Genomic DNA, 12,337 nt, shown 5'->3' on the forward strand with positions numbered 1-12,337 from the left:
CGTCGATTGGTCGTCCACAAGCTATCCTGTGATGAGCTCTCTCTTGTTGATCTTGCCCGTATCCGTGCGCGCCAGTTCCGGCACGATAACGACGTACTTGGGGACCATGAAACTCTCGAGGCGCTTGTGACACTCCCGCTGGATCTGCTTGGCGTCGATCGGCCGCACCTGGTCGATGACCACGAATGCCTTGATCGCGTGACCGAGCAGATCGTCGGGAACGCCGACGACTGCCGCTTCCCTTATGCCGGGAATGTCCAGCAAAGCGCTCTCCACCTCCTTGGGCGCGACCTTCTCGCCGCGTGATTTGATGACCTCGTCGCTCCGGCTGACGAAGTACAGATATCCGTCGGCGTCCATCTGACAGTAGTCGCCGGTGTAAAGCACCTGCTCGCCGGGAAGCGGTCCGGGCTTGAGTTTTTTCGCAGTAGCTTCGGGCTTTCGCCAATAGCCCTTCATGACGGTCGCACCGCGGATCACCAGCTGGCCGGCGACGCCGGCGCCGACCCGTTGATCACGCTCGTCGACGATCCACATTTCGGTATTTGGGATGGCAATTCCTACGCTCGACGGCTTCCGATCGAGATCCTCCGGCGGGAGGTAGGTGCAGCGTTTGCATTCGGTAAGACCGTACATGGAGTAGATGCGGGCGCCGGGGAACGTGTGTCTCAGCTGCACCAGGTGCCGGACCGGCAGTGCGGCACCGGTGCTTGTCACGTAGCGAATGCTGGATAGATCGTAACTCTTCAACGACTCAAGCTGCAGCAGAGTCGAGAACATCGTCGGCACGCCGGGAAAACCCGTCACTCTCTCTTCCGCAACACGCCGGAGCGTCTCGGCGGGGAAAGCAAACGAGCGCTCGAGAACAAGGCGCGCCCCGGCGCGTACGGCCATGATCATCTGATACAGGCCGTAGTCGAAGGCGAGTGGCAGAGCGTTGAGGATCACCTCATCGTCACGGACGTCCAGATACGACGAAACCGACGTACACGCCGTCATCATGTTCCGGTGCGTCAGCATCACCCCCTTGGGCTCGCCGGTCGAGCCCGAGGTGTAGACAATGGCGGCGAGATCGATATCGATGCAGCGGCGCGCGGGTGCGGCGTCGTGCTCGGTGGCCGTTACAGTGTTCCATCGCACGGCATGCGGCAGTGCGTTCAAATCGGCGTCGTCGATAGGGCCGGACACGATCACGCGGCGCAAGGACGGGCAATGTCGTGCAGGTTCGCGGAACGTCGCATAGAGGCGCGTTTGCGTAATGAGCGCACTCGGCTGGCAGTCGTTGAGGAGATAGCCGAGCTTGTCGGGTTTCGTGAGAGGATTGATGAGGCATACGATCGCGTTGGCCTTGAGGACGGCCCAGAAACTGACGGCTGCCTCGACGGTGTTGTCGGCAAAGATCATCACACGATCGCCGTGCTCGACGCCGGCCTCGACCAGGTGGTGCGCGACCGCATTTGACCACGCCTCGAGCTGGTCGTACGTGACCCGATGACCGTCGCATACGAGCGCGACCTTCGCGCCGTTTTGATGGGCCGAGTTGATCAGGTAATCGTGCAGGAGCGGCACGGGATTGTTGATCATGCGTAAACTCCCGGTACGTCCTGGCGGTCGACGTCCACACTGAGCTCGAGGCGATGCGGTGCTTCCGGCCGGTCCGCGACGAATTGCTGGAACAGGAGCTGAGTGGACAAGATGCCGACGAGCGCCATGTTGTCGAAATTGGACAGGTCGCCACCGCCGGCGTGCGCATGAGCTTGGCACTTGGTGCGCAACCGTTCGACCGCCACCGGGTCGAAGATGTTGGCGGCGCGGACGCTTGCGCTTGAAAGCGCTTCGTCGACATAAGGGGGGGCATCCCTGTCGACGAAGCAGAGCGCATTGGGGGTCCGGTAGGGCTGCTTCTTGCGTGCGACGATCTCTGGTGGAGCCTGCGACTGCGTGACACGCTTAAGGACGTGTTTCTCGTCGAGAATGCGAAGTTTGCAGGCGTCGGGAAGGGAGTTCGCGAGCTCGACGACGTCGTCGTCAAGGAATGGAAAGCGTCCCTCGACCGAGTGCGCCATCAGCATCCGGTCTCCCTGGGAGGAGAGCAGGTAGCCAGCCAGGAGCGTCTTGGTCTCGAGGTACTGATCTTGTGCGAGCGGCGTCCAGCGGGAAAAATCCGGCGGCAGACGATCGAGCAATTCGGTCACCGGGTCGGCTTGCGAAGTCGCAGCGCGCATGTCTGCGGAGAACAGGCGCTTGATCGCGCTCGTGCTGCGCCAACGCGGAGAATGAGCGAAGCCGGGCGCATCCGGGGCAGAAATGCCGTGTCCGAAGAACTTTAGCGCGATGGCCTGCATGTGGACCGGCGATCGCGAGATGTAAGGATAGAGCCGGCTCAGGAGGGCGGCGCGCCGGGTTGAGGCCGGCTGGCGGCCCCAGAAGCGGCGGATCTTGCCTTCGCGAAACACATCGTAGCCGGCGAACATTTCATCTGCGCCTTCGCCGGTCAGCACGACCTTGATGCCGCGCTCGCGTACGAGCTTCGAGAGCAGGAACAGCGGTGCAGGGGCGGTCCGCAGGATTGGCCGCTCAGTGTGGTAGATGACCTTGGGAAATACTTCGGCGATATCCTGCCGCGAGACCATGAGCTCGTGGTGCTCGCTCGCAATCGTGCGTGCCATTAGGCGCTGATAGGAGGTCTCGTCATACTCAGCGTCGGAAAAGCGCACGGAAAACGTCTGGAAGCGCCTGCCCGCAAACCGGCTCCCCAATGCCGCAACAAGCGAACTGTCGAGGCCACCGGAGAGATAGCTCCCCACGGGGACGTCGGACCGCACCATTCGGAGCGCCGTAGCCGCCTCCAATGCGCCACGCACGGCATCGATCACATCGTCATTGCAGCCGGCGGACGAAATGCGATGCTCGTCGGACCGGGTCGCATAGCACGGAGTCCAGAATGCGCGGTCCCGGACCGCGCCGCGCACGTAACTGCGGACGTGTCCCGGTTCAATTTCCGTGATCCCCTGAAACACGCTTTGCGGCGGCACGCTACTCCAGAAGGTAAAGGTCTGGTCGATGCCTGCTGGATCGAATGCCCGAGGGATTGCCGGATCTGCCGCGAAGATGGCCTTGATCTCACTGGCGAAGTAGAGTTGGCCTTGATGGTTGCAGATATGGAGCGGACAGATTCCGGTCCGGTCACGGGACAAGACGAGGCGGCCGGCGGAGGCGTCCCAGATGGCAAGGGCCCATTGCCCGTTCATCCGTTCGAATGCTGCCTCGCCCCAGGCGCGATAGGCCTGAATCACGACCTCCGTGTCGCTGCGGGTGCGGAAGCGATGGCCGAGCGAGATCAGCTGCTCGCGCAGCTCGACATAGTTGAAGATCTCGCCGTTGAACACGATCCAGGCGGGCCCGCCGGGATCGGAGAGAGGCTGTTGTCCGCCCGCTATGTCGATGATCGAGAGCCGGGCGTGCGCCAGGCCCGCGCGTTGGTCCCGGTAGAGGCCTCGCTCGTCTGGCCCGCGATGTGCAAGCGCCCCGGCCATCCGCAACAGCGCTCTCCGCGAAGGACTCGGAGCGTTCGCACTCAGCGCCACGATGCCGGCGATGCCGCACATGCCGTCTAGTCCTCGATTACCGCATCAACGAGTAGAGGCGGGCTGTGAAGGTAGCGCGTCGCCCGACGCTTGGAAGTGATGTCCTTGAAGACCTTCTGCACCTGCGCTGTGGCCAGACCTACGGCCTCGGCCACGTTGTCGGCGGAAATGCCGTGGTTGACCGCGTACATGCAAACGTCAGTCAATCGATACGGGGCAGCGAAATAGAACTCCTCCTGGCTCTGCGGCAGCGAGAATGTGTCGGACGTCGGCGGCCGTCGCCTGATCTCGTCGTCGATGCCAAGGTATTCGGCCAGTTGGTAGACCTGGCTCTTGTAGAGATGCGCAATCGGCATGACGTCCGCATCCCCGTCACCCTGCTTCACGAAGAAGCCTTGATCGTGCTCGAGCCGGTTTGGCGTACCTATCACGGCATATTTCAGACGGTCCGCGTGATAGTACTCGGTCATCTTGCGGACCCGTTGCTTGTAGTTGGTTGCGGCAACGATCTGCAGGTAGACCTCGGGCGGAAGACGCACGGTGGAGGTTTCGCCGTCCGGGTCCTGTACGGTCAGACGAGTGATGTTGATACCGGCGCTCTCCGAGCCCGAGCCGAGCACCAGCTTACATTTCCAGTCGGTTCCGTACTCGGGTACGACGGCTTGGATTGCCTCTCGCTGCCGGCGGTACGCGCCCAATGCTTCGAGCGCCGGTGCGATGTCTTCGACGACCGTCGTGAGGCGCAGTTGCGTGGCGACGGCCCGGCCGAGCCTCAGCGAATCGGAAGACGAATCGCGCTCGGGCATCAGCAGACCAAGGACCTTCGTATTTCCAAATGCGCGCGCACAGAGCGCTGCGACCACCGAGCTGTCGATGCCGCCGGAAAGCCCGACGATGGCTCCGCGTCGGCCAAGCACGCCAAGGACACGGTCGCGCAAGAACGCGACGATGCGCGCGACCTCGGATGGCGCATCCAGGACCAGGGCGTCTTTACTGAACGCGGGTTCGGTTTGGCTGTGTGCTGCTTGCAAGGTCACTTGAACAATCCGCCTCTCTCTGGGGAAACTCGGCCGGTGAGTAGGTTTGCGACAGCGCCTTCTGGACGAGGTGCAAGTTCATCGCGAGGTAGGGCGGCATGACCAGATCGGTGTGAGTGCCTGCGCTTGGGACGACATCGATCTGGGCAAACGCACGATCCCATCCCAGAGTTTGCGGCATCTTCTTTCGCTGGCATCGGAACAGAACGGCGGAGAACGGCAGCATCGATTTCGGCTCCGCCAACCAGCGGAAGTAGGCCTTCGCGCGCAAGACTTCCTGCAATTCCTGCTTGAGCCTGAACGACGTGAGATCGAACTGCCCCTTCGCGCGGCGATCGAGCATCCGGGCCAGGTTAGCTTCATGGCCGATCGCAACGGTTGCCTTGGCGAGGGCCCGGCAGACCATCCGGGGCGCGGTGACCCGGTTGTTGCGGATTCGACGGATCGTGCGGGTCAACGTCTCCCATGCAGAACTGCGCTCGCCCATGAGGCTGGTGTCGAGAATTCCGAAGAACTTCACCGAGCGGCCGGCGGCAAACATTCGCGTCGCGACCTCGAAGGCGACCGCCCCACCGAGGGAATGACCGAGAAGTCTGATGTGGCCGCGCGGCTGGATGCGATTGATCTGCTCCACGGCAGCAGCAGCCATATCGCAAACGCTGTCCTGACCCTGCAATATCTTGCCGAGATCCGGGTAGCGGATCGGAACGACATGTGCAATTTCGCGGATTGAGGCTGTCAGGGCGGCGAGGCTGGCTCCATAACCAAGAGAGCCGGGCAGTAGGAAAAGCACGGGCGGCGCCGCCGCCACAATGCACGAGGGCGGAGAAGCCAAATCCTCGCCTGTATCAATCAATGGCCGTAGCTTCATTGGCATGCAACCGACTGACCGAGCTCCAAAATTGGAGTATGAAGACGTTGAAAATCCTCTCATCATTCATTTGCATGAAGCACATGGTCGCGCCCAGGAAATTGGTTATTTTTGCTCCAGCGCGTCTGTCGTCCATGTGCCGCCTCCTCGAGCGGACGCGAAGTTCGGGGCATGCTCTTTCGACCCTCTGGGTCACACAGGCCCATTGATCGGTGCGCCCGACGTCCGCGCGCCGCCAGGCCCATTCAAGAGAAACAGCGCCACGATAATTCCCAGGGCGTAGCCGGTAGCTCCTCCGGCGGCCATCATGTAGATCACCTGCAACGGGTCGAGGCCGAGGTGAGCACCGATGAGAAGTGGGCCAAATACAAACACGGCCCGCACCAGATCAACCAGCAGACGCAGTTCCTGACGACGAAAAAGAGTCGGAACTTCCTGAATGGGCGTCGACAAGGCTTGTGCGGCGCACATGAGCGCCAGGGCGCCCATGATCTGACCCGTAGGTATCCAGGATTCTCCGAGCAGCGGAACGACGACGTAGGGGGAGATAAATCCAAGGCCGAGCACCGGCAGAACGATCAGGCCGGCCGCAACGACCAACAGTCCGCATGCGGTGCCGAGCAGATGATGACGGTCGAAGTCTTTGCTGGCCTCGGCGACGAAGACATTGCTGAGCGGCAAGGCGATCAGGGTGACCGGACCGGTCACGAGACGGGCGGCGACGCCAAAATGCCCCGCGAATGCGGTACCGAATAGCGAGCCTATGAAGATTGCGGGGAGATTGATGATCGCGAATCCCGCAAGGGCCGAGGGCAGCTCGAACAGGGGAAATTTGTACTCTCGCCGCGCCGTCGCCGCGACCGAACCCCACGGGGCTTGCGCGATGCGGCGGATGTCCTCCCATTTCAGGAGCCGGACGCAGAGAAATGCGATCAACACAGCCTGGCTCAGGATGTGGGCTTGGATCATTGCGCCGTCCCCGAGGTGCGCGAGGCCGAAGCTCACCTGGAGCACTGCCATCGACGCCGGCAGGATCAGGCGGCCCATGCCGAAGTCACGCATATGATTGAAGCGCAAGCACCAGCAGTTCATTGCGTCGGCAACGCCGACCGCAGCCATCCCGATGGGTACGAGGTAGGTAAGATGTTGCAGTCGTGCTGGCACCACGTCCGACAGCAGGTATCCCGCGGTTAGCACAACAGAGGTCGTAAAGCAGACCGCCACGAGCGTGAGCTTGAGCGCGACCAGCGCGTGAGCTCTGTCCTCAACCACATACAGAGACGTGCTGAAGCGAAGTCCGGCTATCGCGCCGACGATGTTTACGATTGAGAGATAGATCGTGAATATTCCAAAATCCTCCGGCGAATAGAGCCGGGTAAGGATGGGAATGGCCGCTACGAGCATGAGCTGTCCGGTGAGTGCGAGGGCGGAGACGCCCGCCGCTGCACGAACAAGAGCCCTTGTCCGCGTCGGACCGGTCGCCGGTTTCGCGGCCATGAAGAACTTCCTCGGTCCAGAATTCATTTCAAAAACGGCAAGATCGTCGCGACGACGGTGCGATCTATTTCGATTCGATCGTAGGATGGAGAGGGGTGCGCGCCATCATTCGTTCGCATGACGCTGACTGAAGTGTCGCGGAATCGAAGGAGAGTTTGCATGAACAGCTCGTGCTTGCGGAATAGACGACGCATGGAGCCCGATCGTGGGGCCGGAACCCAGCTGTGATGCGCGTGGCTTGTGGGCGGATGATGGATGCTCACGCAAGCCGCGCCGACGGGAGACGCCGATCTACAGGCGATGGGGACGTGAGCTGTGCAAGCCGAAGGCCGGTCCGCGCGAGCAAATCCGACAAGGCGGATGGTCTGACGGCGATAAGGTTATCGTCGTCCGGTCCGGGTACGTCAGGAGACGCCGGCTCCAGTCGTCCCGCCCTGAGATGGAAGAGCTCAAACCCGTGATCGGTCAGTCGGTCATACAGCTCCGCACGCGAGGTGCCGGCCCGCCGAAGGTTGAGCTCAGAATCCTCTATGTACAGACATCGGCAATTGGAAATGGTCTGGGCGGCGCCCTTGAGAAGATCGACTTCGAACCCTTCGACATCGACCTTCAGGAGATCGATCGCCCGATTTCCGACGATCGAATCGAGCGTTCGTACTGGAACTCGGAGCGCCGCGATGCCGGCCGGAGGAGTAGCGCATGCGAAGTTCATGTCGTCACTCCGAAAGTCCGTGAAGACGAGCTCGCCTTCCGTGCTGCCGATCGCCGTGTTGTGGACCTCGACGGTCAATCCGTTCAGGCGAATGTTGCCCAGCAGGTATTTGCAGATGCGCGGATGTGCTTCGATAGCGATGACTCGTCCGGACCGGGCAACGCGCATAGCGGCCGCGAGGCTCAACTGTCCGACATTTGCGCCGACATCGACGAAGGTTTCTCCGGGCTGCAGGTAAGATCCGACGAAGTCGGCGTCTTCGGCGCGAAGGTTCCGGTTGCGCCAGAGTCCTGCGGACATGGAGCTGGGATAGAAACGCATTCTGTATCCGGCAGGAAAGCCGAAGGTGATAAAGCGGCACAGTCCGCTCACCCACAGTCCGCGCGATAGCAGGAATCGAGCCTTGTCGGGCTCCTCTTGAATTCGAGCGAGCAGTTGATGCAATTTGTGCAAGGGGCCACCCATCTCTAGCGGTTAGCTGCTCGGCAGAGCCTAGGCTGACCGGAGCGCCCGGCCATCCTTCATTTGCATGATGGTATCGATCGTTCGATTCTGGATCTCCCGGTCCCGCCGTGATCTTGCCGACCTAGCTGACCGCTTCGAGACCTCGCGTCTGGGGATGATCATCGTCATGCGAATGAAGGATGACCAGTCCCATGCCGCTACCTAGCGTTCGTCGTGTGTAATTCGGTCGGTCTTGACGTTCACTGCTTGTCAAGAAGGACACGGTGCAACGCGATGAGGTCGGTTTTCTGCGGAGCGGATCGCGGGTTCGTCAGGGTCGACTGCTTGAATGACATGAACTGAGCTTGAGGGAAAAGCGATGAACCTGTTGCAGCACGACGGGTCGGAGGGCATTCGAGATCCGGACGCCCGCCCCATGATTTCGGTGGCCATACCAACCTTCCGTCGACCGGATATGATACGCCGTACGATTGAAAGCGTGCTGCAGCAGAACTACGCCGACTGGGAAATGGTGATCAGCGACGACGAAGGTCCCAAAGGCGTCAGTTGGAGCATTCTGTCTGAATACGCTCGGAGCGATTCCCGTATTCGAATTGTCCAGAACCACCGGGGACGGGGCCAGGTTGAGAATACGAACAGCGCAATGCTCGCATGCCGCGGTCATTGGATCAAAGTGTTGCATGACGACGACTGGCTGGTGCCGGGATCGCTCGAGACCTTTGCGGAATTGGCGAGGACGTATCCCGCCGCTGCGTTCATGACCTCCACATCTCATCTCGTTCAGGATGAAGGCATAAAATACCGTCGGGGAGGGCAGGTCACGCTGTATTCGAGCCAGCAGTGCCTGACGGATCTCTATTTGGTCGGCAAGACCCGGGTGCTGGGAATTGTTCCGTCGACCCTGCTGATCAACAGCGAGGTCATCCAGGCGGGTTGTCTGATGCGAAACTACAAGTCGATCCGGTGGGGAGTGGACCAGCTGTTCTTCGTCGACCTCGCCTGTCATGGCGACATGGTGGCGATCGACGACGGCCTGATCTTCTACGATATGACGGACCACGCGAACATTACCGCTTCCAAATCGTTCTCTCAGATCGATGAGGAGACCCTTGATCTCAAGAATCTGACCTGGAGCCTGGTCGAGGACAAGCGAGGGCTTCCGGATCCTGAGACGGTCGTGCGTGCATTGCGGGTTGCAAGATTGCGCGGAAGATTTCGCCACCAGTCCTGGGGGGCGACGATCCGGGATGCGCTCCAGATCCTGCGTCCCTCGGTTATCAAGGCAGCCAACAAGGCGATCCGGGCGCGAGCGCGCACATCGGCAGCGGGCTCATTAGCTCGTGTGGGTCACGCCTGACGGAGCCGCCGCCGATCATTATCGGGACAAGGCGCTGGTCCGATCGGGGGCATCGAGACGTGTTACGAAGTCGAACACGGGGCCGCCCGCTACCCCCCAATTGCTCGACCAGATCACCTGGGAACCGTCAGGCGACGGCGAGCCGTGAGTCTCGCTCCAGTAGTCATGCGGGACGTTGCGTGTGTACGCAATGCGTCGGAATTCGCCACTGCCGTCAATTCGCAGAGCAATGACTTCCCGAGCGAAGGGCGCAAACTTTGGTAGCTGGGCGATCTCGGCTGGATCGCCGCCATAGCTTAGAATCACCCAGCCGGGCCAGTGGATCGCGCGCGTGGACGCATGCGAGGCCTCTCCACGCGGAGCAAGGGCGGTAACCACGCCGTCATCCAGCCGGCGCTTGATCACCTGGTATATGTCGGGATCAGCTTTGCTGATTCCGACGTATATCTCGCGTCCGTCTGTGTCCACGGCCATGTCGCCATGACTCGGACGATGATGTTCGGTCCAGCTCTGCACCAGATCGCCTGCGACGGTATAGATGAATGCCTCATCCTTTCCGTCGACCCAGCGGCTGCATCTGATGTAGCTGCCCAGGGCAGATATCTCGCAAACGCCGTCTCGCCCGGGCAGTTTCCCCACCTCGATATCCGGAAACTTCTGTCGGCTCACGAGGTCAAACGCGAATGCGACGACGACGCCGTCGGCGCGCGTGCCCCGCACGGCGATGCGCCGGCCATCCTGAGAGGGATTGCCCTTGCCCGGTCCGAACTGAAGGCCGCGATAGCCCTCGGCCATCAGCATGATCTCTTCGGCATTGGTTCGCGGCGTCCAGAGCGAGATCTTGCGCCCGATCACGCATATCATGCGCTCGGGATCGCGCGGGTGCCATTCGCACTCGTCTTCACGCTGCCGGCGGAACAGCGGAACGTATGTCCGTCCGTCCAGAAAGCAGAGCCCGTTACAACCGTTGGCGATCAGAAGCAGAGTCTGGTCTGCGTTCCAGGCCTGCGCGCTCGAATATCGGTGGGTGCAATAGGCTCGTTGGCAGGCCAGGCCAGCGCCCAAGGGCCCCGGGGTTGTTATCCGGACGATCGTGGCGCCGGTGTCGGGATCGGTGACCGGAACGAGATAATCGGGCAAGTTCATGCTGCTGGCAGTAGTCAGCTTGGTCTTTGCAAGCGTCTGTGCGGCGGCGATGCCCGCCAATGCAAGCACGACGGCCACGGCGCCGGCCAGGCCAATTCGCGTGTAGAGGGGCGGAGACATCCGTATCTTGCTCCATGGCAAGCAGGGGGCTCGGATCATCCGGGTGGGCAAGCGATCGATACAAGGTTCGATGCTTGCCGGTCACCAGGCTCCTGCGGGGACCAGGACTATTGGTTCGACGATGCGTTCTAGCCGCTCGGTCCCAGCGCGCATCATTTGAATGCAGGAGACGCCCCACGAAATGTTGCCGCTCCACGGGCAGGTTCTGATCCTCTCGATCGATAGATCAGTCCGGCGCGGTTAGCTGGGCGGCGCGTATAGGCGCCGCCCGGCATTTGTTGAGGGCTTGATGGGCGTCAGGCCGATCCGCCAGGCTAGTCCGGCTCTGCGGCGCCGATTTCGTGACGTCCGCGGTCGCTTGACACGAGGCTGAGCGTAGGTTCCCGATCGATTGACAACGGCAGCGCGTGACCATTCGAGACCCGCACCAGTGACCCGTTGTTCATTCCCCAAATTGCGGCCTGCGTCCTGTTCTGGACCCGTATCTTGCGCAGGATCGCCTTGACGTGAACCTTCACGGTCGCCTCGGCAATATCGATCTTTCGCGCAATGCACTTGTTGGAATTGCCCTCGATCAGATAGGAGAGAATCGCCCGCTCTCGCGGTGACAGATGAGGTGCTATCCGTTCTTCGGCCGCAACGAGGAGATTTGATCGCTCTTCGATCACTGGCTGAAGCTGAGGCTCGCGATCGAAACCGCTATCGAGCACGAATGACAGGAAAGCCGGTGGAAACACCGTCTCGCCCATCGTCACGAGTTCGATGGACTTGATGAAAGCGTCGCATGAATTGACGTCGACGAAATAGCCGCTGGCGCCGGCCTTGTAGGCCGCGATCAACTCATCCGGCCGGTAGTGGTCCGAAACGATCGCTACGCGCGCATCCGGATAGTTCTCTCTTACAAATCCGATGTGCTTCATGGCTGCATCGAATTCGCCGGTGCTGTGGATAATCACAAACAGGAGCTGCTGATGTGCCTGGAGTGTGCTTGTAATTTCATCGGTGCTCGAGGCCGACACCGCAATTTGAAAATCTGCCGCATGCAGTATTTGAGAAATTCCCTCTCGCAGCAAAATGTTTCGTCCGATCAAAACAACTTTGCAGGATTGCCGCCTCCTCATCTTACCCTCCGCAACCAACGCAATGACACAACTTGAATGAAAAACACGCAGGAAAAGGAACAAAGCATTGCATAGCCCGTTTTTTCTGATTTACAGAAGTCGGGCGCCGTTTAGTTAATAATTGCTGAAGGTTAGATTCGATCTTTCGATTTTGCCTATATACCTTTCGTTATAGGCCGATGGGTCCCCAAGCTGTTGGTGAATGGTCGTCGGAGATTGACTTGGGGGCGAAAGAGAATACTGATTCAACCTTTGAATGTTCGCCCTGAGCGGGTGAATCCGTTCGCGAAAGCCTTGCTCCATCGCGATGCTTTCGAACTTGCCAAGTGGCAAGACCGCTCTCCAGCGGTTGTGAGCCGAGACCACCGGGTTCATACGGCCCTTTGATCCGGCGAACTTGATGTATATTGCGATCACAGACTCG

At 60.6% G+C, this 12,337-nt stretch carries 10 protein-coding genes; 1 reads left to right on the forward strand and 9 read right to left on the reverse strand.

All coding sequences use genetic code 11. The annotated features are described in order from the left end of the window. Positions 1-21 precede the first annotated feature (21 nt). The 7 genes from AB7535_RS08080 to AB7535_RS08110 all read right to left on the reverse strand — a co-directional run bounded on the left by AB7535_RS08080 (position 22) and on the right by AB7535_RS08110 (position 8,157). Complete coding sequence (locus AB7535_RS08080; protein ID WP_085401013.1) at positions 22-1,584, reverse strand: class I adenylate-forming enzyme family protein; 1,563 nt, start codon at positions 1,582-1,584, stop codon at positions 22-24. Beyond that, the gene (asnB, locus tag AB7535_RS08085; RefSeq protein WP_085401015.1) at positions 1,581-3,608 is read right to left on the reverse strand and encodes an asparagine synthase (glutamine-hydrolyzing); all 2,028 of its coding nucleotides are present in this window, start codon (positions 3,606-3,608) and stop codon (positions 1,581-1,583) included. The genes AB7535_RS08080 and asnB overlap by 4 nt, the downstream gene beginning before the upstream one ends. A gap of 5 nt (positions 3,609-3,613) precedes the next feature. After that, the gene (gene nadE, locus AB7535_RS08090; RefSeq protein WP_071915348.1) at positions 3,614-4,624 is read right to left on the reverse strand and encodes an NAD(+) synthase; all 1,011 of its coding nucleotides are present in this window, start codon (positions 4,622-4,624) and stop codon (positions 3,614-3,616) included. Then, the gene (locus tag AB7535_RS08095) at positions 4,578-5,480 is read right to left on the reverse strand and encodes a thioesterase domain-containing protein (RefSeq protein ID WP_223153623.1); all 903 of its coding nucleotides are present in this window, start codon (positions 5,478-5,480) and stop codon (positions 4,578-4,580) included. The genes nadE and AB7535_RS08095 overlap by 47 nt, the downstream gene beginning before the upstream one ends. Next, on the reverse strand, positions 5,473-5,631 hold the full coding sequence (locus tag AB7535_RS08100) for a hypothetical protein (RefSeq protein ID WP_223153622.1): 159 nt from the start codon (positions 5,629-5,631) through the stop codon (positions 5,473-5,475). Before AB7535_RS08100 ends, AB7535_RS08095 begins: the two co-directional genes overlap by 8 nt. A 56-nt stretch (positions 5,632-5,687) precedes the next feature. Continuing rightward, positions 5,688-6,992, reverse strand: a complete 1,305-nt coding sequence (locus tag AB7535_RS08105; protein ID WP_063986520.1) for a lipopolysaccharide biosynthesis protein — start codon at positions 6,990-6,992, stop codon at positions 5,688-5,690. Between the two features lie 259 nt (positions 6,993-7,251). Further along, positions 7,252-8,157 (reverse strand): FkbM family methyltransferase, encoded by a 906-nt coding sequence (locus tag AB7535_RS08110; protein ID WP_231144508.1) that lies wholly within the window; start codon positions 8,155-8,157, stop codon positions 7,252-7,254. A gap of 370 nt (positions 8,158-8,527) precedes the next feature. Here AB7535_RS08110 and AB7535_RS08115 point away from each other — a divergent pair, with 370 nt between their 5' ends. Further along, positions 8,528-9,526, forward strand: a complete 999-nt coding sequence (locus AB7535_RS08115) for a glycosyltransferase family 2 protein (RefSeq protein WP_085401016.1) — start codon at positions 8,528-8,530, stop codon at positions 9,524-9,526. 18 nt (positions 9,527-9,544) lie between these two features. Here the strand turns inward: AB7535_RS08115 and AB7535_RS08120 are convergent, their stop codons facing one another. After that, complete coding sequence (locus AB7535_RS08120) at positions 9,545-10,792, reverse strand: hypothetical protein (RefSeq protein ID WP_085401018.1); 1,248 nt, start codon at positions 10,790-10,792, stop codon at positions 9,545-9,547. 314 nt (positions 10,793-11,106) lie between these two features. Then, on the reverse strand, positions 11,107-11,913 hold the full coding sequence (locus tag AB7535_RS08125) for a LuxR C-terminal-related transcriptional regulator (protein ID WP_085401020.1): 807 nt from the start codon (positions 11,911-11,913) through the stop codon (positions 11,107-11,109). Positions 11,914-12,337: the final 424 nt, after the last annotated feature.

The organism is Bradyrhizobium sp. 956_D2_N1_4 (assembly GCF_052076025.1).
GTDB lineage: Bacteria > Pseudomonadota > Alphaproteobacteria > Rhizobiales > Xanthobacteraceae > Bradyrhizobium > Bradyrhizobium barranii.